The following is a 25,461-nucleotide window of genomic DNA, read 5'->3' as shown; positions in this document are numbered from 1 at the left end:
TCACTCCTGTGGTGAACGTTCCGTCCTGCGGGTCAGGGCCGGCTGTCCTTCGCGGGGCGGTCTGCCGCCTCGGCGACGAGGCCGGGTATCAGGCCGCCGGACCGTAGCCAGCCGGCCTCCGTGGGTGTGTCGATCCGGGCTCGGGCGATCACCTCGTCCACCACACCGTTGCCCCGGTGGATGCGTACCGTTACTGTGCCGCCCGGGACGGAACCGGCGTCCATGCCGATGAGATCGAGCGTCTCGGAGCCGCTCAGTGACGTGACCGTCTGCGGGTCGATCTGCAGGGGAAGGACGCCCAGGGCCACGAGGTTGGTGCGGTGGATCCTCTCGAAGCCCGCGGCGAGCACGGCGCGCACGCCCAGGAGACGGGTGACCTTCGCCGCCCAGTCACGTGCGGAGCCCGCCCCGTAGGACGCGCCCGCCACGACCACGACGGGCTCGCCCCGACGACGGTAGCGGGCGGCGGCCTCGTGCACCGGGACGATGTTTCCCTCGGGGAAGACGCGGGTGAGTCCACCGGGGTGACCGGGTGTGAGTCTGTTGTTCAGCCGGTGGTTGGCGAAACCGCCGCGGAGCATGACGTCATGGTTGAGGCGCCGGCTGCTGAAGCTGCCGAGCTGGTCCGGAGCCACGTTGCGCTCGAGCAGCCAGCGTCCGGCCGCGGAGTCGGGGGCGATGCGTGAGACGGGGGAGATGTCGTCCGTCGTCACACCGTCGCCCAGCAGGAGCAGCTGCCGGGCGCCGAGCAGGTCGCCGTGGACCGTGCCGACCTGCCCGAATCCCGCGGCCGCCAGGTCGGCGAACGGCGGGCGACGGATGCTGCCGCTCACGTCGCCCCAGAGGCGGCCCCTCTCACCGGTGGAGTCGGCGGAGTGCAGGGATTCGGTGAAGTGGGGGGAGTCGGTGGGGACGTGTGGGGCGACCGGCAGCAGTCGTGCGGCGGCGCCCAGTGCCGCACGCGCCACGGGGCTTTCCACGAGGCTGTCGATCTCCTGGGCGGAGGGCCACAGTTCGTGGAGGTGGACCGGTCGTCCGGCAGCGTCGAATCCGAGAGGATCTCTCTCGAGGTCGACCAGGACGGATCCGGCGAGCGCCGCGGCCACCACCAGCGGTGGTGAGGCCAGATAGGCTGCCGGCACGCGGGGATGGACGCGGCCGGGGAAGTTCCGATTGCCGGACAGGACGGCGGCGACGGCCACGTCCCGTGCCACGATCTCTTCCTCGGTGTCGCCGGACAGGGGACCGGAATTCCCCATGCAGGTGGCGCAGCCGTGCCCCACCACATGGAAGCCGAGCCGGTCCAGGGCCTCCTGCAGCCCGGTGCCGGCCAGCATGCGGGAAGCGGAGTGCGAACCGGGCGCCAGGGAGGTCTTGACCCATGGCGGCACCGCCATTCCGCGTGCCACGGCGTTGCGGGCCAGCAGCCCGGCGGCCGCCATGGCACGGGGGTTGGACGTGTTGGTGCAACTGGTGATCGCGGCGATCACGATGTCGCCGTCGCGCAGCCGCGTGCGGGCCCTGGCTGCGTCCGTCCGCGGGGATCCCGTACCGGCCGGCACCTGGTCCAGGCGGAGCCGCTGATGGGGCCGGGCCGGGCCGGCCATGGAACGGCCCACCGAGCTCAGGTCCAGGTCGACGGTTGTGGCGAACCGCGGCTCCGGAGCGCCGGGCGTGGCGAGCATGCCCTGCGCGGTAAGGAACGCCTCGGCCAAGGCGACATGTTGCTCGGGGCGTCCGGTCGCGCGGAGGTAGGCCAGGGTCGCGCGGTCGGACGGAAAAAACGCCATGGTGGCACCGTATTCCGGCGCCATGTTGGCGATGGTCGCCCGGTCGCCCACGGTGAGGGTTCCGACCGCGGGGCCGGTGAACTCTACAACACGGCCCACGACGCCGATCGCGCGTAGCATCTCGGCCAGGCGGAGCGCGATATCGGTGGCGAGCGCCCCCTCACCGAGCCGGCCCGACAGACGTACGCCCACCACCTGCGGGGCGGGGAACGTGACCGGCTGACCCAGCACGGCGGCGGTGGCCTCGATGCCCCCGACGCCCCAGCCCGCCACGCCCAGCGCGTTGATCATGGTGGTGTGGCTGTCGGTGCCGAGCACGGAGTCGAATCCGGCGAGCCGGCGCCCGTTCGCCGGCTCGCCGAGGCACACCACTTGCGCCAATACCTCGAGATTGAGCTGATGGCAGATGCCGAGCCCGGGCGGGACGACCCGCAGGCGGGGAATCCGTTCGGCGACCTGGTCGAGGAATTGGTACCGGTCGGCATGCCGTTCCCGCTCGAGCCGCAGATTCCGCGCGGCGGCGCCGGCATGACCGTACTCGTCGACCTCCAGTGCGTGGTCAACCACCAGGTCCATGCCGATGCGGGGTGCGACCAGGGCCGGATCGCCTCCCGCCGCGGCGACGGTCTCTCGCAGGACGACAAGGTCCGCGAGGACCGGTATGCCGGAGGCGTCCTGCAACAGCACCCGCTGGGGGCGCAGCGCGACGGTGCCCGGCAGGGTGGTGATGTCCGTCGCGGCGGCGACGAGGTGGCGTAGTTGTTCCCGTGCTTCGGCGGGGGACTCGGTCCGCAGGATGTGCTCCGCCAGGATCCGCGACGAGTAGGGCAGCTTGCTCAGCGGACCGGCTCCGGCCTCCTGCGCGGCGGGCAGGGAGACGAAGTCCACCTCCGGGTGGCCGGGGAGCGGCCTGCGCAGAGTGGTGGTGTCCACGACCGGGCCGACGGTTCGGGTGTCAGCGTTCACTTGTGCCGCTCCCTGGAGGTGGACTTCGGTTCACGTGGCGCAGGGCCTGTGTACGTGGGCAGCAGCGGCGGCGGGATTGGGCCCTTGATACGGCGTCCGGCGCCGTGTTCCTCCCAGGCGTGCGCGAGGATACCGACCGAGCGGGAGAGGACGAACAGACCGCGGGCGAGCTCGGGTTCGAAGCCCAGCTCCGCGTGGACGACAGCGGTCGCTCCGTCGATGTTCATCGGGACGGGGCGGGGCCGTCCGGTGGCGAGTTGTGCCTCCAGCTCCAGCGCGACCTCCAGGTGGCCGCCGTCCACCGTACCCGCGTCCGCCTCGGCCCGTACGGCCTCGAGGAGGGGGTCCCGGCGGGGGTCGCGCGGATGGAAGCGGTGGCCGAAGCCCGGCACGAAGCGGCCGGCCGCCTTGTACTCGGCGAGAAGTTCCGCCACCGCCTCGGGGACGCTGGTACGGCCGCTGTCGCAGGACCGCCGCAGTGACACCAGGATCTCCAGGCACTGCTGGCCGGCACCACCGTGCACGTCACCGAGGAGGTTGACACCGGTGGCCACCGCGCCGTTCAGCCCGACACCGCAGGTCGCCGCCATCCGGGCGGCGGCGATGGACGGGGCCTGCGGGCCGTGGTCGACCGCGGCCACCAGCGTCATTTCGAGAAGCCGAGCCTGGTGGGGAGCGGGCAGCTCGCCGCGGAGCATCAGCCAGATCATTTCGGCGAAGGAGACCTCGCCGATCAGCGACTCGACCGGGTAGCCGCGTAGGCGGACGACACCCGGCTCGATGTCGGACACGGAGGTCGACCACCAGTCGGTCACCGCCCGGCTGTCGACCGCGGCCCGGGCGGTCGCGCGTGCGTCGTTCATACGGCCCTCTCCTCGCGGAGCCGGGCGATGCCCGCGTCGTCGTAGCCGAGGTCGCGCAGCACCTCGGCGGTGTGCTCGCCGAGCAGGGGAGGTGGTCCGGCCGGCCGGACTGCGGCACCGTCGATCTGCGTCGGCAGGCCGACGACCCTGAGCGGGTCCTGGCGGGCCTGCTCGTCGGCCTCTGTGCCGGCCTGCGGCAGGGGGAGCTCGGTGACCAGACCCCGGTGGGCGATTTGCGCGGAGCGCAGCGCCTGGGGCACGGTGACGACCGGGGCGGCGGGCACACCGGTGGGCAGCAGGATCTCGTCCCATTCCTGGGCGGTGCGGCTCTTGAGCGTGATCTCCAGTTCGGCGCGGAGGGCGTGCCGGTTGCGCTTACGGTCGTCCCTGGTAGCGAACCGCGGGTCGGTGCGGAGTTCCTCCCTCTCCAGGACCCGGCACAAGGTCTCGAACTGTTCCTGCTTGTTGGCCGCGATGTTGAGGGCGCCGTCCGCCGTCCGGAACGTCCCTGAGGGGGCTGACGTGACGTTCTCGTTGCCCATCGGCCCAGGCTCCCGGCCCGCGACGAGATGGTCCGAGACGACCCAGCCCATTGCCGTCAGTGCGGCGTCGAGCATGGAGACGTCGAGGTAGGCACCTTCTCCCGTACGGCGCTGCCGCAGCAGTGCGGAGGCGACCGCGAACGCCGCGGCCAGCCCGCCGAAGCTGTCGCAGACCGGGAACCCGACCCGCAGGGGGGCGGATTCCGGTGTCCCGGTGATGCTCATGATCCCGGACATGCCCTGGATGACCTGGTCGTAGGCCGGACGCTGGGCCAGGGGCCCGGTCGCCCCGAAGCCGGAGACGGCGCAGTAGACCAGACCGGGCTTCAGCTCGTGGAGCCGCTGCCTGCCGAAGCCGAGACGCTCAAGCACACCGGGGCGGAAGTTCTCAAGCAGGACGTCCGCCCGGTCGAGCAGGCGGGTGAAGACCTCCTTTCCGGCCTCGCTCTTGAGGTTCACGGTGACCGAGCGCTTGCCCGCGTTCTGCGCGAGGAAGGAGACACCCAGGTTCTCCCGGCTCAGGTCCGGATCGGCGCCGAGCTGGCGGGCGAGGTCACCTGTCCCGGGCACCTCGACCTTGATGACGTCGGCCCCCATCAGAGCCAGCTGATAACCGGCGAAGGGACCGGCCAGGACGTTCGTCATGTCAAGTACCGTGACGCCGGCGAGCAGCCCTTCGGCCATGACTGATCAACTCCTCACAAAGCATGGTTGGTTCTGGTGCTGGCCCGGGTCGTCAGTGGATGACGGCCGAGAGGAACTGACGAGTCCGCTCCTCACGCGGTGAGCCGATCACCTGGTCGGCGGGACCGCTCTCGACGATGACGCCGTCGGCCATGAAGACGATGCGGTCGGCGACCTCGCGGGCGAAGCCGATCTCGTGGGTGACGACCATCATGGCGCGGCCTGTGTGGGCCAGCTTCTTCAGGACGTCGAGGACTTCGCCGACCAGCTCGGGGTCGAGCGCGGAAGTGGGCTCGTCGCACAGCATGAGCGGCGGGTCCATGGCGAGTGCCCGTGCGATGGCCACCCGCTGCTGCTGACCGCCCGAAAGCTGGGACGGGTAGCGGTCCTGGAAACCGTCCATTCCCACACGCTGCAGGACGTCGACCGCGATCCGGCGGGCCTCGTCGGGCGCCGTCCTCTTAACCCGCACCGGTCCTTCGACCACGTTCTCCAGAACGGTCATGTGGGGGAAGAGGTTGAAGCGCTGGAAGACCATACCGATGTCTCTCCGCTGAGCGGCACGTTCGGACTCCTTGAGAGCCTTCCAGCCGCCCTTGGTCTTCTTGACGCCGATGTACTGGCCTTCGTAGGTGATCGATCCCTCGTCGACCAGTTCGAGCTGGTTGATGCACCGCAGGACGGTGGACTTGCCCGAGCCGGACGGGCCGAGCAGGCACACCACCTCGCCCGCACGGACCTCCAGGTCGATGCCCTTGAGAACGTGGTTCTGCTCGTAGCGCTTGTGGACGTCCCGCATGACGAGCAGCGGCTCTTCGGTTCTGGGAAGGGCGTCGGACGTGGTGGTGGAGCTCATCGACGGCTTCCCTTCGCGAGGCGGCGCTCGAGGTAGCGCTGCAGGACGGTCATGACGGAGACGATGACCAGGTACCAGAAGGTGGCGACGGTCAGCATCTCCAGGGTCTTGTAGCTGACCGAGCCGATGTCGTTGGCCACGGTCATCAGCTCGCCGCCGGCGATCACCGACACCATCGCGCTGGCCTTGAGCAGCGAGATGAGCTGGTTGCCGGTGGGCGGAATGATCGTACGGAGCGCCTGCGGGAGGACGACGCGCCGCAGGATCTGGCGACGGGTCATGCCGATGGCCTTGGCCGCTTCCTCCTGGCCGCTGTCGACAGCCTGGATGCCGCCCCGGACGACCTCCGCCATGTAGGCCGCCTCGTGCAGGGACAGTGCCAGGACGGAGGCGGTGAACACGGTGATGGCCGAATTGGTCGGCACGGAGAACAGCATGACGTCCGTGAACGGGACACCCAGGCCCAGCCGAGGGAAGAGAAGGGCGAAATTGCCCCAGATCATGATCTGGACCAGCAGCGGAACGCCGCGGAAGAACCAGATGTAGAACTCCGCCAGTGCCGTCAGCACGCGGTTGCCGGACATCTTGGCGATCGCGATGCCGACGCCGAGCACGGTCCCGATCACCATGCTGACGAAGGTCAGCTCGAAGGTCTTGAGGAGGCCCTTCAGGATCATCGAGTTGGAGATGTTCTTGACGATCAGCCCGTAATCGATGTTCTTGTTGTCTGCCAGCAGGGCGAGGATCCAGGCGGCGACGACGAGGCCGACGACGACGAAGACGATCTGGCCCGGTGACCGGACCGGTTTGTACTCGCTGCGAGGCGGCACGGGCTGTGTCCGCACCGACTTGAGAACTTGTGTGCTCAAGACTGTGTCCCGTTTCGGAGATGGAGTGGATGCGGAATCGGGGGGTCTCGAAGGCGCGGCGGCCGACCGGTTCGCGTCGGGCGGTCGGTCCATGGCGACGGAGGCGCGCGGTCAGACGGGGTAGCTGCGCGTCGCGGGCGCCCGGTCGACCGGCATGAACATCCAGTCGAGGTGGGTGTAGTCCTCGGGGTCGTGGTCCTTGAAGAAGTGGTTGCGCAGGTGGCGTCCCACGCCCTCGAAGTGGAACAGCTCACCGGCCGTACGAGCCAGTCGCTGCACGTTGCCGGCATGTGCCAGACGACGCTCCTCGTAGCGCACGAAGGCGTCCTCGGGAGTGTCGGCCCGGACGTACTCCTCGGCCATGACCAGGGCGTCGTCCAGCGACTGCGCGCCGCCCTGTGCCAGGTACTGCAGCATCGCGTGGGCCGCGTCCCCGATCAGGGCCACATTGCCGTCGACCCAGCGGTCCGCGGGCTCACGGTCGTACATCGGCCAGCGGATGGACCGGTTGAGGTACTGGCCCGCCGCGCGGACATGGTCACAGCATGCGCCGAAACGCTCATCGAGCTCTTCCTCGGTGCCCCAGTCGTCGTGGTCCGGCGAGTAACGGTCGGAACGGAAGACCGCGACGTTGTTGTAGAGCTTGCCGCCCCGCAAGGGGTACTGGATGAGGTGCATCGCCGGCCCCAGCCAGCAGAGCACTGTCGGCGACTCGGCGGCCTCCTCACCCACGACCTCAATCGGCACGGTACCGCGGTAGGCGACGTACTTCGACGGAACCAGTTCGTCGGGGACGATGGACGGCCGGACCGCGGAGCGCACCCCGTCGGCGCCCACCAGCGCCTTCGCCAGATAGGTCGAGCCGTCCGAGCAGACCACCCGCACCCGGCCGTCCGTCACCTTGTGCACGGACTCGACGCCCCGGTTCGTTTCCAGCGTCACCGAAGGTTGCTCCTGGCAGGCCTGCAGCAGGCAACCGTGCAGGTCGGCGCGGTGGGTGACGATGTACGGGTATCCGTAGTGCTCGACGAACCGCGGGCCCAGGTCGATCGACGCGATCCGCTGCCCGGTGACTGCGTCCATGTACAGCTTGCGCTGCGGGAAGACGGCGTCCTTCATCACGGCGTCCAGGACACCCAGCCGGTCCAGAACCGCCATCGCGTTGGGAGCGAGCTGGATGCCGGCGCCGACCTCCCCGAACTCCGCGGCGCGCTCAAGCACATGGACGGCCTTGCCCGCCCGGCCCAGGCCCAGGGCGGCCGCCAGACCGGCGATTCCCCCGCCGACGACCAGGGTCTCGACCTCGATGGCCGCTGCGTCCTCACTCACTTGCACACTCCTCGTCCACGGCCCCGGGCTCGGACGAGCGTTTCAGGGTCGTTCTGCATAGTGGAAGCTGATTCTGCAACTGAGCTAAGCATGGGCGGCCCGTGTCGTCAACGGTGAAGTTGGCGGAGACCTGCAAGTCCTTGAGGCGAGAGCACAGGAAAAGGGGCCCCCGGAGCCGAGTTGGCGCCGAAAGGCCCCGCGGTCCTGCTGCCGGGGAGAAGGCGGCCCGCTACCGGGGAAGCAAAGCGGTGATCGCCGCGGAGGCGGCCTGCAGCTTCGTCACAGCAGAAGGCAGCAGTTCAGCGGGGACGCGAGAAGTCGGATAGGTCATGCCGATCGCGTACTCGACCGTGCCGAGCGTTCCCCGCACCGGTACCGCGGCGACGCTCACGCCCGGCTCGACCACCCCGTCGTGATGGGCGAAACCGTGCTCCCGGTCGGAGTGCAGCTGTTCGATGAGCGCGTCGGCCATGGGCGCGCCACCAGGGCCTCTCAGGCCGCTTGGCAGCAGCTCCCGCACGGCCGCGTCGTCGTGGTCGAACAGCAGGCAGCGGCCCATGGCGCCCATCCATACCGGAATCGCATGCCCGGACCGGTCGCCCACGCGCAGCATGTGGGGGCCTTCCGCGGTGAACAGGGTGACTGAGAACGATTGTTCGAGCACGGAGAGGTGCACGGTCTCCTGCGTCTCGTCGGCCAGGTCGCGCAGCACGGGGCGGGCGCGTTCGACACACTGTTCGCGGGAATTGCCGATCTTCAACAAGGCCGGCCCGGGTAGGTAGGCCTTGGTGTCCGGGTCCTGAACCGCCAGGCCGTGGTGGGTGATCATCTGAAGCAGGCGGTGCGCCGTGGAGGGGGCCACACCCAGTTCGGCGCTGGCCTCGTTCACCCGCACGCCAGTGGGGCGCGCGCTCACGAGGAGGAGAAGGCGCAGGGCCTTGTCCACGGAACCGATGGGATAGGCCGGGGCGGCGGGGGACGTGTCCTGAGAAGGCGACATGGAACCTTTATAGAGGACGCGGCACCCTCTTGACACACCTCGAGGCGCCTGAAATTCTCCGCTCCAGAACACGAGGCCATTTCGCAGAATGCTTGGAGTGGTTGTGACAACCCATACCGTTGGGCCGGAGTCACCGGCCACGCCGGAGGAGCGCTTCTATACCGAACTGAAGGAGAACCACCTCTCTCCCCTCTGGCAGCTCATGGGGGGAATCGGCGAGAAGCCCAGCACCACCATGCGTCCTCACCTGTGGCGATACGCCGACGCCAGGGACCACCTCATGAAGGCTGGCGAGATCGTCTCCATGGAGGACGCCGCGCGCCGCGTCCTCGGCTTCCGCAACCCCGGCTGCCCGCCGGGGCAGCGCACCGCCGCCACGGACAGCCTCTGGGCGGCCCTGCAGCTCGTGCTGCCGGGAGAGATCGCGCCGCCGCACCGCCACACTCCGTCCGCCCTGCGCTTCATCATCGAAGGCGAAGGCGCTTACACCGTGGTCAACGGGCAGCGTGTGCCCATGGAGGAGGGCGACTTCCTCCTGACGCCGGGCGGCCACTGGCACGAGCACGGTCACACCGGCGAGGGTCCGATGATCTGGCTGGACGGCCTGGACTCACCCCTGGTGAACAAGCTCAGCCTCTACACCATCCAGGAGACCGAAACCCTGCAGCCGGTGCAGCGGCCGGTGCCGGAGCAACTCCTCAACGGGACCGTCGCGCCCGCCTGGGACGCGGCACCGGCCGACGTCGCCCAGCCGCTGATGTTCAAGCTCAGGGACGCTCTCGAAGCCATCGACCACCTGCGCGCCCTCCCAGGCGACCCGTACGACGACATTGTCGTCGAGTACCGCAACCCCCGCACCGACGGGCCGGTGATGACGAACATCGCGGCCTACCTGCAGCTCATCCGCCCGAGGGTCGACACCAAGTCCCACCGCCACACCCACGGAACCGTGTATCACGTGGTGCGCGGCTCGGGACACTCCGTGATCGACGGAGAGCGGTACGAATGGACCAAGGGCGACACCTTCGCCGTTCCGCTCTGGAGCGAGCACAGCCATCACAACCCGGAGGGCGAGGACGCCCTTCTCTTCTCCTACACAGACAGGCCCGCTGTCGAGGCGCTCGGCCTCGGGCGGACGGAGGCGAGCGCGTGAAGCTCTACGTATTCGATGACTACCGTCTCGGGGTCGAGGCACACGACCAGACCCTGGTCGACATCACTGGCCTCGTCTCCGAGCACACGGCGCCCAAGGAGCGGATGAACGCCCTCATCGAGGCATGGCCCGAGGTGAAGGGCGAGGCCGCACGGCGCGCGGCCGCCGGCGGCGGCACGCCGCTGTCCGACGCAAGGATCCGCGCCCCTCAGCCCCAGCCCCGCGACCTGTTCGCCGCTCCCGTCAACTACCACAAGCACCAGGCGGAGATGGGTGGCGAAAAGGGCGTCTACCAGGACCGCAAGATCCTGACCGTCGAGGTCCGCAAGGGCTTCCTGAAGGCGGTGACCTCCATTGTGGGGCCGGACGGAGCGATCGAACTGCCCTGGCCGGACCGGCGGTTCGACCATGAGGCGGAGATCGGCGCGGTTATCGGCCGGGAGGCGAAGGGTGTGTTGGAGGAGGATGCCCTGGACTACGTCTTCGGCTACACGCCCCTGATGGACATCACACTGCGCGGCGACGAGGACCGCTCGTTCCGCAAGTCCATGGACACCTTCACCCCGATCGGCCCGTACATCCTGACCGCCGACGAGGTGGAGGACCCGGAGGACCTGGACTTCTGGCTCACCGTCAACGGAGAGCTCCGGCAGAAGTCGAACACCTCCTACCTGATCTGGTCCATCGCCAAGCTCATCGCCGCCTATTCCGAGGTCATGACCCTCCAGCCCGGCGACATCATCGCCACCGGCACCCCGGAGGGCGTGGGCCCCATCGTGCCCGGGGACACGGTGGTCCTCACCATCCCGGCGATAGGCGAGCTGACGATGGAGGTCAAGGCCCGCTGACGCAGGCCAAGGCCCGCCCGGGCAGGCACGGGCCTCAGGGTCCGGCGGGGGCACTGTGCCCGCTGGTCCTTCTACGAACACAGGACACCACACCCACCAAGAGTCGACGGACTTCTTCGACGGCGAGGAGCCACCGCAATGACCACCGCCCCCAAGAGTCGTGCCACCGCACGTTCTCACCTTGCCCTTGGCGCTCTGCTCGCAGCCTGCGCCCTCCTTGCGACCGGCTGCGGCGGAAGCAGCGAAGCCGCGGGCGCGTCGACCGACAAGGCGACCGACCCCGCACTGCACGAGCGTCTGCCCTCGTCCGTCAAAGACTCGGGTGTCCTGAAGATAGGAACCGTGACCTCGACCTCCCCGCTGACCGAGAAGCCCGGCAGTGAGGTGACGGGTCTCATCCCGGACCTCGCCCATGCAATGGCCGCACGCCTGGGCGTGCGGGTGGAGTTCGTCGAGTCGCCCATGGCTAACCAGGTCTCGGCACTGAAGTCCCACCGTGTGGATGTCACCTGGAGCGCGATGACCCCGACCAAGGAGCGGGAGGAATCGGTGCACATGGTGCCATTCATCCGCACCGCCAGCGCACCGATCGTCCAGAAGGGGAACCCGGCCGGCATCAAGGACGCCACCGACCTGTGCGGCAAATCCGTGGGCATCGTCCGGGGCGGCAACAGCCACATGGCACTCAACGCCTTCCAGAAGAACGTGTGTGAGAGCAAGGGCCTCAAGCCCATCAAGCCGAAGCTGTACGACAAGAGCGCGGACGGGCTGCTGCAGCTCCAGAGCGGCAAGATCGACGCCTTTGTTGGCATCGGCATTCAGCTCAAGCACGTCGCCGAGACCGCGAACGGAGGTTCCACCTTCGACTTCGTCGACAAGGCGATCGACCGGTCCGTGCTGACCATCTGCGTCGACAAGAACGACACCGAGCTGGCGAACCTGCTGCGGGACACGCTGCGCAAGGTGATAGCGTCCGGAGAATACCAGAACATCCTCAAGAAGTACGGCGGTGAGGGCGACGCCCTCACCGAGAAGGAGACCGAGCTCGACCCTGCCGTGAACTCCTGAGTCCGGCTCTGCCGTGAACTCCTGAGAGGCTGTTGTCTTTCCGGGCTTGAGGACGGCGTTTTCGCTGGTCGGGCATAGCGGCGGCGGTCTGGTGGGAGTGGTGGCCTGTCGTGTCGTCGTTCCCGTGGAGGTCGTGGATGCCGTCGGTGGTGGGGTTGCTGGAACAGCACGAGCTCGCTGCCCGTCGTCGTGTGGACGAGCTGCGGGAGGAGGCCGACCGCATCCAGGCCGAGTTGGCCGCGGCCGAGCAGGAGTGGCAGGAGTGGGCGATCGCCCGCAGGCGGGTCGATACGGTGCTGGCCCCGGACCGCGGCAACACCATCGACATGGAGGTCACCGGGGGTCTGCGGGACGCGGACACGCGGTCGGCGGCCGGGGATGCGGCGAAGCCGAAGTCGCAGGTGCCGGTGTGGCGTGAGGGGCTGGCCTGGTCGGTGCTGTCGGTGGACTACCAGCGCATCCTGCAGGTCCTCGCCGATCGGGTCCGGCTCCATCAAGGGCCGCTGTCCTGCCAGGAGATGGCCGCCGCGTTCGGTATGGACGTGGTGCCGGCGCGGGTGGAGGCGCTGCGGTCGAAGGCGAAGCGCCTGGTCGCGCGCGGCTGGCTGGCCGAGCCGGCGCCGGGCCGGTTCACGCTGGCTGCGGGCGTGTCCGGGCCAGGCGGCGGGTCATGAGCAGGGTCATCGACCAGTAGACCATCGCCTCGGCGCTGGTGGTGCGGCGTTCGACGTCGCGGACCAGGCGGCGACTGCGCATCAGGTGGGCGAAGAGGCGCTCGACGATCCACCGCTTGGGCAGCACCACGAACCCCTTGACGTCGTCGCTGCGCTTGACGATCGCCAGGACCAGGGCGAGCCTGGCCAGGCAGTGCTCGACGAGGTTGCCGGTGTAGCCGCCGTCGGCCCAGATGAGGGCGAGGCGGTGGTGGGTGTCGGCGACCTGCCGCAGCAGGTCCTGGGCGGCGGTGCGGTCGCCGATGTCCGCGGCGGTGACCATGACGCCCAGCAGCAGGCCAAGGGTGTCGACCACGACGTGCCGCTTGCGGCCGTTGACCAGTTTGCCGCCGTCGAAGCCGCGGCTGTCCGCGCCGACGACGGCGTCCGCCTTGACGGACTGCGAGTCGATCACCCCGGCCGTCGGCTCCGCATCCCGCCCCAGCATCGTGCGGACCTGCGCGCGCAGCCGGTCGTGGAACTCCTTGATCAGGGTGTGGTCGCGCCAGCGGCGGAAGAATGCGTACACCCGGTCCCACGGCGGGAAGTCGGCGGGCATGGCCCGCCATTTGATTCCGTTGTCCACGAGATAGCGGATCGCATCCAGCATCGTCCGGTGGCAGTACCCCTCGGGCCGGCCGCCCCGGCCTTGCATCCAGCCCGGCACCGGCAGCAGCGGCCGGACCTCGGCCCACTCCGCGTCCGTCATGTCCGTCGGATACCGGCGCTGCCGCTCGGGCGGCCCGTCGGCCGCGTTGCCGTACACGTGCGCGAGGCAATCACACGATGGAGCAGCCGAGTTGGACTGCCCGGCCATCGGCACGGAAGACTGCGGCATCGGGGCCTCCTGTTGCTCTATGGATTCGACACCCACGAGCTGTTCAGGAGGCCCCGTCTTCATGCGCTGGCCACGGCAGGATCACCCAACCGGGAACCCGCGTTCGACCGCCACCGCTCAAGATCGAAAAGACAACAGCTTCATAGACCGCGAGACAGCCCTCGCCCTGGCCCTGGACCTCTCCCGCCGCAGTACCCCCGCCGACGGGGGATTCTGCACCTACCAACCCGTCGTCGACGGCGGATCCTGCCCCTGGAAACTCGACTGCGAGAACTGCGACAACTTCGTCCTCTCCGGCGCAGACCTCCTCTACTGGCGACGCAAAGCCGAACAGTGGCGCTCCATCGCCGAGAACGCCCCAGACGACGCAACCGCCGACTACCTCCACACCGTCTTCGAGCCCACCGCCCAGGCCATCAAAGGACTCGAGCAGGCCCTGGCCGCCCTCGGCATCCTCGACGAAGCCCTCACCCTGGACCTGCGGCGCCCCCAGGACTACCTCCACCGCACCTGGAGCACCGCCTTCCGCGCCCGAGACCTTGCCGCACTGCAGGCCCCCGACCACGCCACAGGACAGCCATGAGCAGTTCCCGCACCGACGCGGCCGTCCAAGCCCGCCGCCAAGCCACCCAGGAGATGCTCGAACGCCTCCAGACCGCCCTGGCGGGCGCAGCACGCGACCATACGCCTGTCACCGTCGCAGCCCTTGCCCGTACCGCCCGCGTCTCACGCACCTTCCTCTATCAAAACCAGCAGGCCAGAGCCCTGATCGAGCAGGCCAACCGAGCAAGCAGACCCCATCCCGGAGTCTCCAACAGCGGCAGCCGCGCACAGTCCGCCTGGAAGGAACGTGCACTCAACGCCGAAGACGCACTCACCCAAGCCCAGCGCGAAATCCGCACCCAGCGCACCCGCATCGCAGAACTCCTCGGCAAGATCCGCGACCTCGAACACGATCTCCCCGAAGGCTCACTTCAGCGCATCGTCACGGAGAACACCACGCTGAAGCAGCACGTACGACAACTCACCCAGGACAACCAGCAGATCCAAGAACGACTGACCAGCGCCCGCCAGAACAACCGCTTCATGGACAAACGCATCGCCGACCTTGAAGCCCAACTCGCTCCGTACCTCACCACCCCGCCCCCGCGCCCCTGACCCAGCCTCGGATCATTGCCAAACGAGAGGGTCCTCGCCGACGACCGTCAGATCCAGTCGATGCCCAGCTTCCGCAGTGCGTCGCACTGTTCCTGTGTGAGTTTGCCGCGGCGCTGCTTGGTGTTGGAGATCCATACGCCCAGCTTCACGAGCATCGGCTCCGCCTCGCCGTCGACCGTGATCTCTTCGCTGTGGCCACGCGGGACCGACCGCTGGCCCTCCCTCTCGACCCACTGCGCGAGGGCCGCCAGGCCGCGCTGGAATGCCTGCTGCGCCTTGCTCGGCTTTGCCGAGCGCTTGGCCTTCGGGGCCGGAGACGGAACCTCAACGGGCTTCAAGCCCAGCTTTGACAGCCGCTCCTGCTGCTCGCTCGACAGCTGCGCCCAGGCGGTCGGCTGGGTCTGCCGCTGGAGCCATCGTCCGATGTCGTCGCCGTCGAAGGTCACGCCAGGTGCGATGTCGGGAAGGTGGCCGTCGGCGTCGACGAGGTCGGCGAGGACGCGGTAATGCCGTTGCCAGTCGAGCGGCCACGGGCAGTCCCAGTCCTCATCGATGGCGGTCAACTGCGCGGACCGCACCGCGGCGCGCTCGGGGTCCTTCCCGAGGCCGCCTTTCCGGCGGAGGTTGGCCATGTGCTGGCCGACCGGGACGAGGCCCTCGGCTTCGCTCTCACCCCAGACGGCGTCCTGCCGGGGGGCGAGGTGGCCTGTGGCCTGCCGGTAGGAGCGCAGCGCGGCGAGCTTGGTCTCCCACGCCTCTTCGCCCGGCTCCCAGACCATGCCGGCCTCCGGCGCGTCCAGCAGGGTCTTGCGCCGCTCCTCCAGCTCGCCCGCCCGCAGCGCTTTGCGCTGCTGGTGGACCCATCGCCCAAGTGGAAACGCCTTCGTCGCCCCGACTTCGACCTCAACGTCGTAGGGGACGGCGTAGAGCCCGGTGATCTCGTTCTCCGCACGCCAGCGCAGCAGGGCCTGGTAGCCCTCCAGCCACACCAGGGACTCCGGCCGGTACACCCGCGTGCGCAGGAAGGCCGCGATGGTCGCCGCGTCCCTGGGGGAGGAGAAGTGCAGCAGCGCCGACTCGACCGCACCGTCGGTGTCGTCCTGCTCCTGGTCCGCGCCCACCGCGCCGCCGGCCTCGACGATCCGTCCTTCCTCATCGCGCCGGATGTGTACCTTGCGCTTGCCGCTGGTGAGCGCGCGGGAGGCGAGCTGCTCGACGAGTCGTTCGTCATGACTGCGCAGGCCCTGGAGGACGGCTACAAGGGGGCGGAACGAGGCGCTGGCGACCATGTCGGTCGGGTCCTCGCCGGGCTCCAGGAACACCGGCACGATGATCCGCGCGACTTTGGTGGAGCCGTCCTTGTTGAGGCGGAGCGCGCGGCCGATGTTCTGCACGATCTCTACCTGCGAGCCGCGGGTGTCGGCGAAGCAGACGGCCTCGACTCCCCGTTCGCCGGTGATGTCCACGCCTTCCCCGAGGACGCGAACGCTGGCGAGGAAGGCGCGGTGGACTCGGCGGCCGGCCGCGTCGATGCCGTTGGCGAACTGGCGCAGGACCTCGCGCCGCTCGGACACGAGGTGGTCGCCGCACAGCCACGCCGACCACACCCGGTCCGGGGGTACGTGGCGTCCGGCCTCCAGCTCGTAGAACTCCGCGTCGATTGACGATGCGGGGAGCCGGTCCGCGGCCGCCAGGTCGTCGTGGGAGGCGTCGTTGATGTACAGCTCCGCAGCCGTCTGGGGCAGTTTCTCCGCGAACACGGCGGCCTCTTCCACCTTCTGGTGGAACGTCATGACGGTGCGCAGGTTCCACCTTGCGGCGTGCTCCAGGAGCGCCGTCTGCAGCAGAGCGAGGCGCCGGCCTCGCTGTGCTTCCTCCGATTCCCCGAGGACGGGGGAGGGGTCGCGGATCTCCAGGACGTCGATCTCGAACCCGGCGAGGATCTCGCGCTCGATCGCCTCCGAGAGCCCGAGCTCGGCAAGCCAGGGCCCGTAGGTTTCCGAGACCTGGCCCATTGACGCGATCTCGAGTTCCTCGCTGTCCGCGACTTTCTGCGGCCGGGGGGAAGCCAGGATGCGTGGGGTGGCAGTGAGATAGAGCCGGAAGTCGGCGGGGATGCGGGCGTTGTCGTGGATCGCCGCCCATGGCCTGCCAAGATCGCCTGCGGTTGAGTGGGCCTCATCGATGATGGCGAGCGAAAAACCGTCCATCCGCTGCCCGTACAGGCGCTCTCCACCCGCCAGAGCGGCCTCCAGCGGCCCGCGAACGCGCCCCTGACCCATCGGGTCATCGAAGTCCTCGCGGTCCACGAGAGAGGCGTACGTGGCGAACACGATGACCGGCCCGTGCCCGGCCCACAGGGCGAGCTGGATCGGGTTGGTGGTGGTGCGCACCCCCAGCTCGTTCAGCACGGGGTCGTTCTCCAGCGAGCACACCGCCACCATGGGGGTGCGAATCTGAATGAGGGTGTCACTGGTTCTGCGGTGGGTGTCACTGGGTGGCTGCGGGCGTCTGGTCTGGGGTGATGCAGCGGGTGGTGTCATCGGGGTGATGCGCTGTTGGTGACACGGGGATGAGTGTCCGCTGGTCGGTGTGGTGCAGATTCCGGAGCGGTGGGGGAGTATAGCGCTCGGCTTGCCGCGTGTTTCCAGGATTGGTTTGTCTGTCCCGGATCGTGTGAACTGCCGGACTGTGTCTGGGGGTTGACGGGGAACGTGCTTGATGTGCGCCGGTACGCGGCGTCGGTGCCAGGGGGTACGTCATGGCCGGGCCGGGTGAGAACGGGGCAGGGGCCGAGGAGGTCTCGCTGGTGTCGCGGGCGCTGGGGCGTGAGCAGGCGCTCGCACGGTTGCTGGCGCTGGACGGGCGCGGGGAGTTGACCACGGAGCACGCGCAGCTGGTCGCCAGGTCGGCGGGGGTGTCGCTGCGGACGGTGTGGCGATGGCTGGACGATGGCCGCCAGGGGCGCATGGAGCCGGCCGGGCGCCAGCGGTTTCGGATCACGGACGAGTTGCATGGACGTCTTGCGGCGTGGTGCGGGAACGCGGCCGCGCTGCACCGGGAGCTGGTGGGCGAGTATGCCGCAGCCGTCGCCGAGGGACGTGAGGTGGATCCGGTGCCGTCGTTGGCGACGCTGCACCGGGCGATTCGTCTGGATCTGAACGCCGGGCAGCGTGCGGCCCTTGTCGGTGGGGAGCGCGCCAGGCGCCGTCATGATGTGCATCTGCGGCGTCCGCGTCAGTGGCGGAATGCCTGCTGGGAGGCGGATCACAAGCATGTGCCGGTCGAGGTGTTGCTGGACGGCGAGTTGGTGTTCCCGTGGGTGACGTGGTTCATCGACTGTGCCACCGAGACGATTCCGGGCGCGGCGGTCACCCCGCACCAGCCCTCCAGAGACGCGATCCTCGCCAGCTTGCGGATTGCGCTCTCGCGCAATGAGGACCCCACCGGCCCGTACGGGCCGATCGGCGGCCTGCCCTCGCTGGTGCGCATCGACCGCGGCGCCGATTTCCTCTCGGCCACCGTCGCCGACGCTTTGGGTCACTTCGCCGTGCCAGTGCAGCCGCTCCCGCCGTATCGGCCGGATCTGAAGGGATCGATCGAGAACTTGAACAGGTGCGCGGAGAAGATGCTCTTCGCCTCGCTGCCCCGCTACACCCACGCCCCGTCCACCCGGCTGCGCCCCGGCGCCCGCGGCAAGCATGCCATCGCCGCGGAGCCGCTGCCGTTCGCCGAGTTCGTCCGCCTGCTGCTTCAGTGGGTCACGTGGTGGAACGCAGAGCACACCTCGCAGGCCCTTGGCGGGCGTACGCCGCTTGAGGCGTGGCGGGACGATCCCACTCCGATCGAGGATGTGGACCCGGGCCTGCTGTACCGGTTCACGCTCGCCGACGACGGACGTATGCGCACGCTCACCACCAGCGGGGTGCGCTGGAGGAATCGGTATTACGTGGGGGAGTGGATGCACGGCGGCGCGGATGCGGGGACGAAGGTCCGCCTGCGCTACATCCCGCACCACGACCACGAGATCGAGGTGTTCGAGGCTGCGTCCGGAAAGTACCTGGGGCCGGCGCACCCTTCGGATGAGGCCACGCCCGAGCAGCGCAGGGCACACCGGCGGCGCAAGGATGCCGAGAAGCGGCGCCTGGCCCGCGCCTTGTCTGCCGCCTCCGAGCACACCCGCACTCGGTACGCCGCGGTCACCGAGGCCAAGCCGCCCGAGCGGCTGGGCTCGTTGAGCGCGGCCGAGGCCGACCGGGCCGCCGATCAGGAGCGGCTGAAGGATGCGGCCGAGTGGGCGCTGCCCGATCTGATCCCGCCCGCCGCGCCTCCGGCCGGGTGGCGTACCCCTGCTTCCCTGACCGCGCTGACCACGCCAGGCCGGCCCGCCCCGGTCCCGTCCGGGAGTGATGGCGCTTTTGCCCCGGACGGCCCGGACGGGCGGGCTACACGTCTCACCACCGATGAAGACGGAGGCGCCTCGTGACCGCGGCCACCTACCAGTACGTCGACCTGCCCGACGCCTGCGTGGTCACCACCCGCGCGCTGCTGGCGGCCCGGGAGAACATTACCGACACGGTCGCCGCGCGGGCCATGATGTGCATCCACGGTGGTGCCGGCTTCGGCAAGACCCTCGCCGTCAACACCTGCCTGCGCGAACTCGAACCCGGCGAGGACGTCCGCAAGATCACCTTCCGGGCCCGGCCCACCGCCCGCGCGGTGCGCTACGAACTGTTCACCGCGCTCGACCTGGCCGGCGAACCACCGCGCCATCCCAGCGAGTTCGACCGCCTGCTGAAGACCGCCCTGGCCGAACGTCCCCGCACCTTCCTCGTCGACGAGGCCCAGTGGCTCAACGGGGAGGCGTTCGAATACTTCCGCTACCTGTGGGACGAACCCTCAACCCAGCTCGCCATCATCTTCGTCGGCGGCGCGGGCTGCCACACCGTGCTGCGCCGCGAACCGATGCTCTCCTCCCGCGTCTTCATCTGGCAGCAGTTCACCCGCCTCACCCCCAGCGAGGTCCTCGAGGTGATCCCGCTGTTCCACCCGGTCTGGGCCGACGCCGACCCCGACGACATCACGTTCGCCGACAGCCACGCCACGCACGGCAACTTCCGCGCCTGGGCCCAGCTGACCGCCCACGCTCGTACCGCCCTGGCCCGTACCGGCCGTGCCCGCGTGGACCAGGAGCTGTTGCGCTGGGCCTTCAGCCGCCTCGCCTGACCACCATGCCATTGCCGCCCGTCACCGTCGTCATCGACCGCCACGACGACGCGCTCTACACGCACACCGCCCTGGCAGCCCACCACTTGCCGTCCGGCCGGATCACCCTGCACCCCGGCCCGGGTACCACCAGCGAGACCGGCCTCGCCCACGACCTTCTCGCCGCCCTGGGCAAACCGTCCCTGCTCCCCGGCCGCTTCCCCAGCGGTCGTCAGCCTGCCTGGGAAGCCGCCACCGCTTGGATCACTGCCCTTCCCGTCACTCGGCTGACCGTGCTGCGCGCGCACCGCCTCACCGCCCGCCGCGCGATGCGCCTCCTGAAACTGCGCACACTCACCGGGATCCACCTGACCCTGGTCTGTCACCGCCCCCACCTGCCCGCCGCCCTGCACCAGGCCCTGCAGACGGCCGACCACACCATCACCACCGACTTCCAGGCCGCCCGCCGCCACTACTACGGCACGCCCTGCGCCGAACCCCTGCCTGCGGACCAACCGGCCCGGCCAGCCAGCCGATGGCTCACCCTGCCTGCACTGGACCGCCTCGTCTCCTACGACAGCCCTGCCCCCTGCGCCGCCGTGTGCACGCCGCCGCCGATCGTCTGGCGGCACCGTCCGCCGCCCGCGCCTCTCACCCCACACACCGCCCAGCGAGTCGCCCACCGGCTTCACGGGGCGAGTGCGCACCCTCGCCTGGCCGCGACCATTGCCGCCGCATTGTTCACCGGCGCGTCCCTCCAGCAACTCGCTACCGCCCGCCCCCGCGACTACGACGACGACGCGGCCACGCTCGCCCTGCACGACCGCGCCCGCTACACCGACGGCTGCGCCGCCTACCCCGTACCGCCCTGGGCGGGCGTCTTCCTGCGGGCCGCGGCCTGCTTCGCCCGACTCGTATCCGGGCAGGACCAGGAACTGCTCGCCACGCCAGGCAACCGTGCACTCCTGCTGCGCGTGGCGGAGACGGCCAGGCTGCGCCCGCCCCAGCCGCCCGCGGCCCGCCGTCAAGGCCCGGCCGGCCGTGTGGAGTGGGACTGGCGCGAGCGGCAGGAGGCCAACAGGTACGAAGCGATGCTGGCCGTACGCGCTAGGCCCTCGCGGCGCTGAACGCCCTGACGCGTCCGATCGGCCATGTGCCCGATCGAAAGGGCGGGCTCATCCGATCGAGAAGTCGGCGAACTCGAGGTCACTGAAGGCGATGTGCAGTCCGTGGGCGCGTCGGCCCCCGTCGCGGAAATATGCGTGCCCCAGCGCGCGGGCCAGGATCGCCAACTGCTGCTGCTCGCCCGCGCCGGCGTCCCGGGCGGCGAACAACTCCCGGGCGACCTCTCCCGGCAGGTACTGGGTGATCCACCGCACCCGCGGATCGTCCGAGGACCCTGCCGGTGCGGCGAACCCGAACCGCGCCCTGGTGTGGAAGACGAAGCCCTCCGCTTCGGCCTGGGCACGCCGGCGGGCCCGTATCCGGGGCTGCCACCGGGCCAGGACGGCTTCCTCGATCGCCCCCACCTGCAGCGGGCCCGGCGGGCGCCGCGCTCCGGGCTTCTGTGTCACCCACCGCTGCACGGTGCGCTGTGACACGCCCAGCACGGCGGCCACCCTCCGGGTGGAATGCCGGTGTGTCGCCAGCAGAAACCGCAGACGGGCCTCGGTGCTTGAGGGAACGGGCCGGGTGCGTAACGCGTGCTCCAGCCCTTGCTCGATCTGCCCCACGTCCGCCTCCCCAAGCGGCCAGCCGACAGGGCCGGCATCCTGCGGCCCATAGCGTCAGTTCTCCCACGCTGCCCACTCTTGACCGCCGGTTCCGGTATTCGCGAGACAGCACCAGCCGGCGTCGGCTACGAGAGCCCGAGGAGCGCCGACGACAAGGCTGCTACGTCCACCCCACCCCGAGCTCGGCGAGTGCGGCCCGCTGCTCCTGGGTGAGCTTGTCGCGCCTCGCGCGGGTGTTCGAGACCCATACGCCCAGCTTCACGGTCACCGGCTCCGTCTCGCCGTCGACCGTGATCTGTTCGCTGTGACCCCTTGGCACCGGCCGGTACGAGCCCTCCCGTTCCACCCACTGCGCGAGGGCTGCCAGGCCGCGCTGGAATGCCTGCTGCGCCTTGCTGGTGCCTTTCGCCGCACGCCCGGCTGCCGGGGCGCCAGGCGGCGCCGGGGCGGGCTTGACGCCCAGCCTCTCCAACCGTTCCTGCTGCTCGGTGGACAACTGCGTCCAGGTGCCCGGCTGCTTCTGCCGCTGAAGCCACCGCCCGATGTCATCGCCGTCCATCAGCACGCCGGGGGCGATGTCGGGCAGGCTGCCGTCGGCGTCGACCAGGTCCGCGAGCACGCGGTAGTGGCGCTGCCAGTCCAGGGGCCAGGGGCAGTTCCAGTCCGGGTCGATCGCCGCCAGCTGCTGCGCGCGCACCCGGGCCCGCTCCGGGCCCTTCCCAAGGCCGCCCTTGCGGCGCAGATTGGCCATGTGCTGCCCGATGGGCACCATCGCCCCGTCCTCGCCCCAGACCGCATCCTGCCGGGGGGCGAGGTGCCCGGTGGCCCGCCGGTAGGAGCGCAGCGCGGCGAGCTTGGTCTCCCAGGCCTCCTCGCCCGGCTCCCACACCATCCCGGCCTCCGGCGCGTCCAGCAGCTCCTTGCGGCGCGGTTCCAGCTCCCCCGCCCGCAGGGCCTTTCTCTGCTGGTGCACCCACCTGCCCAGCGGAAAGTCCTTCGTGACGCCGACCTCGGTCTCAACGTCATACGGGACGACGTGCAGGCCGGTGATGCCGTTCTCGGCTCGCCAGCGGATGAGGGCCTGGTAGCCCTCGAGCCACACCAGGGACTCCGGCCGGTAGACCCGCGTGCGCAGGAACGCGGCGATGGTGGCCGCATCGCGCGGTGTGGAGAAGTGCAGCAGGGCCGATTCGGCGGCGGCCTGGGTGTCGTCCTGTTCCTGGTCCTCCCCGTCGCCGCCGGCGCCGATGATCCGCCCGTCCTTGTCGCGCCGGACGTGCACTGTGCGCTGTCCGCTGGTGAGGGCGCGGGAGGCGAGCTGTTCCACGAGTCGTTCATCGTGCGAGCGCAGGCCTTGGAGCACAGCGACCAGTCCCGCATACGAGGAAGAGGCGACCATGTCGGTAGGGTCCTCGCCGGGCTGGAGGAAGACGGGCACGATGATCCGGGCGACCTTCGTGGTGCCGTCCCGGTTGGGCCGCAGCGCCCGGCCGATGTTCTGCACGATCTCGACCTGGGAGGTGCGGGTGTCGGCGAAGCAGACGGCTTCCACGCCCCGCTCGCCGGTGATGTCCACGCCTTCCCCGAGCACGCGGCAGCTCGCCAGGAACGCCCGGTGCACGCGCCGGTTGCCGACGTCGATGCCGCCTGCGAACTGCCGCAGCACCTCGCGCCGTTCGGTGACGAGGTGGTCGCCGCACAGCCACGCCGACCACACCCGGTCCGGGGGTACGTGGCGGCCGGCCTCCAGCTCGTAGAAGTCGGCATCGATCGACGAGGCGGGGAGCCGGTCCGCGGCCGCCAGGTCGTCGCCGGTGGCGTCGCCTGCGTACAGCTCGGCTGCGGTCTGGGGCAGCTTGTCCGCGAACGCGGCTGCTTCTTCCACCTTCTGGTGGAACGTCATGACCGTACGCAGGTTGTACGCCGCTGCGTGTTCCAAGAGTGCGGTCTGCAGCAAGGCGAGGCGTCGGCCCCGCTGCGCCTCCTCCGATTCCCCGAGGACGGGGGAGGGGTCGTGGATCTCCAGGACGTCGATTTCGAATCCGGCGAGGATGCCCCGCTCGATCGCCTCCGAGAGCCCGAGCTCGGCCAGCCACGCGCCGTACGTCCCGTCCGGGTCGTCGGCCATGCTCGCGATCTCCAGCTCCTTCCCGTCCGTGCCCTTCTGCGGGCGGGGCGCGGCGAGGATGCGCGGGGTCGCGGTCAGGTACAGCCGGAAATCCGCCGGGATCCGCTGGTTGTCGTGGATCGCCGCCCACGGCCGCCCGAGATCACCCGCCGTACCGTGGGCTTCGTCCACGATCGCGAGGTCGAACCCGCTCATCTGCTGCCCGTACAGGCGCTCCCCGCCCGCCAGGGCGGCCTCCAGCGGCCCGCGAACCTTGCCCTTGCCCTCGGGTGCGTCGATGTCCTCGCGGTCCACCAGCGAGGCGTACGTGGCGAACACGACCATCGGTCCCTTCCCGGCCCACAGCGCGAGCTGGATGGGGTTGGTGGTGGTGCGTACCCCCAGCGAGTTGAGCACGGGGTCGTTCTCCAGCGAGCACACCGCCACCATCGACGCCCGGTGGCCCACCAGCCGCCACGCCTGGGCGGTCTGCACGAGCAGGTCCAGGGTCGGAACGGTCACCAGGATCCGTCCGCCCGGGAAGCACTCCAGTGCACACGCAGCGGCGGTGATCGTCTTCCCCGATCCGGTCGCGGACACGATCGTGCCCCGGGCCCCCTGAGGGGACACAGATGATCTTGCAGGGAATCCCACCCACCGACGGAAAGCCGCTTTCTGGGCCACCTGGTGTTCCCGAAGCCGAATACCCAGCATCTCCCCGCTCCTCCTCTGCCTTCTTTTCCGCTCGCTTCGGAAATCACAGGGACGGCGTGAAAGGCGGCACAGACACCGTGCCGTCCTCGCTCACGACGATCCGCTCGGCGAGCTCGGCCAGGACCTGAGAGGGGCGCAGCCCCGCCCGGTAGGCCACCGCCCGGACCAGCCGACCGGGCGCGGCGGACAGCCAGACCTCCGCCCGCAGCTCATCCGCTTCCTCCCCCTGCCGTTCCCCCAAGGCGGCCTGTCCCGCAAGAGCACCAGCAAGCCGTTCCTCACGCTCGCGAGCCCACACCGAGCCCTGAGCGTCCCGTTCCGGCTCGTACACGCCCCAACCGGCTGCAGCCATCAAGTCCCTGACGCGCCGCCACTCAGCGTGCTGGGCCAGCCAAATGACAGCCAACCGCTCCCGGTCCATCTCGAACTCGTAGAAGGAACCGTTTCCCCTCAACTGATCCGCGGTTTCCCGCTCACGGACAGCGGCCTCCGCGACCTTTTCCGCAACGGCGGCGACGTCCAGGCCATTCGCCTGACGCCGGACCTGATCCCGCGCCACGTCCTGAGCACTCCACATGCGTTTTCCCTTTTCCGAAAGGCGCGGGCATCTGGGCCCACATCGGGTGGTTGAGGGGTGTCCCGTATTTCCACCAACACTACATGCTGCATCAAACTGATGCACCCACTACACCGGCACCCGAAACGAACGAGCAACCCCTCACCCTCGCAGCCAGCCCGGCCTGCATCAGCGGGCCCCAACAATCCTGGAGGCGCAGCCGGAAGGACCGTCAGGCGGGGGAGTGCAGCGGATCCGCCGGCCCGGGCTGCAGCGCAGCGGAAGCCCAGTAGCGAGACGCAGTCTCGCCGCTCCGGGAGCGCAGCGGACGGAGCGTCAACCCCGATGCGTAGCATCGGGGTTGCGCGGGTGGCGCAGCCACCCGCCAGCGCTCCCGCGGAGCGGGAGCGCAACACCTCCGCGCAGCGGAGGTGTTCGCTTGCACATCGCGCAGCGATGTGGCACCCGC

The 25,461-nt window shown here is 69.7% G+C and carries 21 protein-coding genes; 9 read left to right on the top strand and 12 right to left on the bottom strand.

Features of this window, described 5'->3' with window-relative positions; translation table 11 throughout:
• Positions 1-32 precede the first annotated feature (32 nt).
• From acnA to C1I97_RS01445, 7 genes are all read right to left on the bottom strand, one after another.
• On the bottom strand, positions 33-2,756 hold the full coding sequence (gene acnA, locus C1I97_RS01475; protein WP_258382368.1) for an aconitate hydratase AcnA: 2,724 nt from the start codon (positions 2,754-2,756) through the stop codon (positions 33-35).
• Positions 2,753-3,619 (bottom strand): citryl-CoA lyase, encoded by an 867-nt coding sequence (locus tag C1I97_RS01470; RefSeq protein WP_111001391.1) that lies wholly within the window; start codon positions 3,617-3,619, stop codon positions 2,753-2,755. Before C1I97_RS01470 ends, acnA begins: the two co-directional genes overlap by 4 nt.
• Positions 3,616-4,845: a CaiB/BaiF CoA transferase family protein gene (locus C1I97_RS01465; protein WP_111001390.1), complete on the bottom strand. Its 1,230-nt coding sequence runs from the start codon at positions 4,843-4,845 to the stop codon at positions 3,616-3,618. The genes C1I97_RS01470 and C1I97_RS01465 overlap by 4 nt, the downstream gene beginning before the upstream one ends.
• 52 nt (positions 4,846-4,897) lie before the next feature.
• The gene (locus tag C1I97_RS01460; protein ID WP_111001389.1) at positions 4,898-5,701 is read right to left on the bottom strand and encodes an amino acid ABC transporter ATP-binding protein; all 804 of its coding nucleotides are present in this window, start codon (positions 5,699-5,701) and stop codon (positions 4,898-4,900) included.
• Positions 5,698-6,570 (bottom strand): amino acid ABC transporter permease, encoded by an 873-nt coding sequence (locus C1I97_RS01455; RefSeq protein WP_181446509.1) that lies wholly within the window; start codon positions 6,568-6,570, stop codon positions 5,698-5,700. Before C1I97_RS01455 ends, C1I97_RS01460 begins: the two co-directional genes overlap by 4 nt.
• 111 nt (positions 6,571-6,681) lie before the next feature.
• On the bottom strand, positions 6,682-7,899 hold the full coding sequence (locus C1I97_RS01450) for an FAD-dependent monooxygenase (protein WP_111001387.1): 1,218 nt from the start codon (positions 7,897-7,899) through the stop codon (positions 6,682-6,684).
• 229 nt (positions 7,900-8,128) lie between these two features.
• A complete protein-coding gene (locus C1I97_RS01445; protein ID WP_220040765.1) occupies positions 8,129-8,845 on the bottom strand; it encodes an IclR family transcriptional regulator in 717 nt (238 codons plus the stop codon).
• Between the two features lie 157 nt (positions 8,846-9,002).
• Between C1I97_RS01445 and C1I97_RS01440 the strand changes: the two genes are divergently transcribed.
• From C1I97_RS01440 to C1I97_RS01425, 4 genes are all read left to right on the top strand, one after another.
• Positions 9,003-10,052: a cupin domain-containing protein gene (locus C1I97_RS01440; protein ID WP_220040764.1), complete on the top strand. Its 1,050-nt coding sequence runs from the start codon at positions 9,003-9,005 to the stop codon at positions 10,050-10,052.
• Positions 10,049-10,900 (top strand): fumarylacetoacetate hydrolase family protein, encoded by an 852-nt coding sequence (locus tag C1I97_RS01435; protein WP_111001384.1) that lies wholly within the window; start codon positions 10,049-10,051, stop codon positions 10,898-10,900. The genes C1I97_RS01440 and C1I97_RS01435 overlap by 4 nt, the downstream gene beginning before the upstream one ends.
• A 138-nt stretch (positions 10,901-11,038) precedes the next feature.
• Complete coding sequence (locus tag C1I97_RS01430) at positions 11,039-11,968, top strand: transporter substrate-binding domain-containing protein (protein WP_111001383.1); 930 nt, start codon at positions 11,039-11,041, stop codon at positions 11,966-11,968.
• 137 nt (positions 11,969-12,105) lie between these two features.
• Positions 12,106-12,642 (top strand): hypothetical protein, encoded by a 537-nt coding sequence (locus C1I97_RS01425; RefSeq protein ID WP_111001382.1) that lies wholly within the window; start codon positions 12,106-12,108, stop codon positions 12,640-12,642.
• Here C1I97_RS01425 and C1I97_RS01420 read toward each other — a convergent pair.
• Positions 12,599-13,519: an IS5 family transposase gene (locus tag C1I97_RS01420; RefSeq protein WP_111001381.1), complete on the bottom strand. Its 921-nt coding sequence runs from the start codon at positions 13,517-13,519 to the stop codon at positions 12,599-12,601. The genes C1I97_RS01425 and C1I97_RS01420 overlap by 44 nt on opposite strands.
• 61 nt (positions 13,520-13,580) lie before the next feature.
• Between C1I97_RS01420 and C1I97_RS01415 the strand changes: the two genes are divergently transcribed.
• Entirely contained in the window at positions 13,581-14,102 is a 522-nt protein-coding gene (locus C1I97_RS01415) for a hypothetical protein (RefSeq protein WP_258382367.1), read from the top strand.
• Positions 14,099-14,677 (top strand): DUF6262 family protein, encoded by a 579-nt coding sequence (locus C1I97_RS01410; RefSeq protein WP_181446507.1) that lies wholly within the window; start codon positions 14,099-14,101, stop codon positions 14,675-14,677. Before C1I97_RS01415 ends, C1I97_RS01410 begins: the two co-directional genes overlap by 4 nt.
• Before the next feature lie 47 nt (positions 14,678-14,724).
• Here the strand turns inward: C1I97_RS01410 and C1I97_RS01405 are convergent, their stop codons facing one another.
• Positions 14,725-17,121, bottom strand: coding sequence for a DEAD/DEAH box helicase (locus tag C1I97_RS01405; RefSeq protein WP_258382366.1), 2,397 nt, complete (start codon positions 17,119-17,121; stop codon positions 14,725-14,727).
• Between the two features lie 317 nt (positions 17,122-17,438).
• Between C1I97_RS01405 and C1I97_RS01400 the strand changes: the two genes are divergently transcribed.
• Genes C1I97_RS01400 through C1I97_RS01390 form a run of 3 tightly spaced genes read left to right on the top strand, consistent with a single transcriptional unit; the run spans position 17,439 to position 21,009 of the window.
• A complete protein-coding gene (locus C1I97_RS01400) occupies positions 17,439-19,163 on the top strand; it encodes a Mu transposase C-terminal domain-containing protein (protein ID WP_111001379.1) in 1,725 nt (574 codons plus the stop codon).
• Positions 19,160-19,903, top strand: a complete 744-nt coding sequence (locus C1I97_RS01395) for an ATP-binding protein (RefSeq protein ID WP_111001378.1) — start codon at positions 19,160-19,162, stop codon at positions 19,901-19,903. The genes C1I97_RS01400 and C1I97_RS01395 overlap by 4 nt, the downstream gene beginning before the upstream one ends.
• 5 nt (positions 19,904-19,908) lie before the next feature.
• Complete coding sequence (locus tag C1I97_RS01390) at positions 19,909-21,009, top strand: hypothetical protein (protein ID WP_111001377.1); 1,101 nt, start codon at positions 19,909-19,911, stop codon at positions 21,007-21,009.
• Between the two features lie 48 nt (positions 21,010-21,057).
• Here the strand turns inward: C1I97_RS01390 and tpg are convergent, their stop codons facing one another.
• From tpg to C1I97_RS01375, 3 genes are all read right to left on the bottom strand, one after another.
• Positions 21,058-21,615: a telomere-protecting terminal protein Tpg gene (gene tpg, locus C1I97_RS01385; protein WP_111001376.1), complete on the bottom strand. Its 558-nt coding sequence runs from the start codon at positions 21,613-21,615 to the stop codon at positions 21,058-21,060.
• A gap of 160 nt (positions 21,616-21,775) precedes the next feature.
• On the bottom strand, positions 21,776-24,436 hold the full coding sequence (locus C1I97_RS01380) for a DEAD/DEAH box helicase (RefSeq protein ID WP_111001375.1): 2,661 nt from the start codon (positions 24,434-24,436) through the stop codon (positions 21,776-21,778).
• Positions 24,437-24,479: 43 nt separating this feature from the next.
• The gene (locus C1I97_RS01375) at positions 24,480-25,013 is read right to left on the bottom strand and encodes a hypothetical protein (protein ID WP_111001374.1); all 534 of its coding nucleotides are present in this window, start codon (positions 25,011-25,013) and stop codon (positions 24,480-24,482) included.
• Between the last annotated feature and the right edge of the window lie 448 nt (positions 25,014-25,461).

Origin of the sequence: Streptomyces sp. NTH33 (assembly GCF_003236365.1) — a bacterium.
GTDB lineage: Bacteria > Actinomycetota > Actinomycetes > Streptomycetales > Streptomycetaceae > Streptomyces.
This window is presented reverse-complemented; position numbering and strand designations above follow the sequence as displayed.

Bases quoted from the DNA above. Each gene is read 5' to 3' on its own strand.
- C1I97_RS01470 (WP_111001391.1), bottom strand. From the start codon at position 3,619: ATGAACGACGCACGCGCGACCGCCCGGGCCGCGGTCGACAGCCGGGCG.
- C1I97_RS01465 (WP_111001390.1), bottom strand. From the start codon at position 4,845: ATGGCCGAAGGGCTGCTCGCCGGCGTCACGGTACTTGACATGACGAAC.
- C1I97_RS01460 (WP_111001389.1), bottom strand. From the start codon at position 5,701: ATGAGCTCCACCACCACGTCCGACGCCCTTCCCAGAACCGAAGAGCCG.
- C1I97_RS01430 (WP_111001383.1), top strand. From the start codon at position 11,039: ATGACCACCGCCCCCAAGAGTCGTGCCACCGCACGTTCTCACCTTGCC.
- C1I97_RS01425 (WP_111001382.1), top strand. From the start codon at position 12,106: ATGCCGTCGGTGGTGGGGTTGCTGGAACAGCACGAGCTCGCTGCCCGT.
- C1I97_RS01420 (WP_111001381.1), bottom strand. From the start codon at position 13,519: ATGCCGCAGTCTTCCGTGCCGATGGCCGGGCAGTCCAACTCGGCTGCT.
- C1I97_RS01415 (WP_258382367.1), top strand. From the start codon at position 13,581: ATGCGCTGGCCACGGCAGGATCACCCAACCGGGAACCCGCGTTCGACC.
- C1I97_RS01410 (WP_181446507.1), top strand. From the start codon at position 14,099: ATGAGCAGTTCCCGCACCGACGCGGCCGTCCAAGCCCGCCGCCAAGCC.
- C1I97_RS01405 (WP_258382366.1), bottom strand. From the start codon at position 17,121: ATGGTGGCGGTGTGCTCGCTGGAGAACGACCCCGTGCTGAACGAGCTG.
- C1I97_RS01400 (WP_111001379.1), top strand. From the start codon at position 17,439: ATGGCCGGGCCGGGTGAGAACGGGGCAGGGGCCGAGGAGGTCTCGCTG.
- C1I97_RS01390 (WP_111001377.1), top strand. From the start codon at position 19,909: ATGCCATTGCCGCCCGTCACCGTCGTCATCGACCGCCACGACGACGCG.
- C1I97_RS01380 (WP_111001375.1), bottom strand. From the start codon at position 24,436: ATGCTGGGTATTCGGCTTCGGGAACACCAGGTGGCCCAGAAAGCGGCT.
- C1I97_RS01375 (WP_111001374.1), bottom strand. From the start codon at position 25,013: ATGTGGAGTGCTCAGGACGTGGCGCGGGATCAGGTCCGGCGTCAGGCG.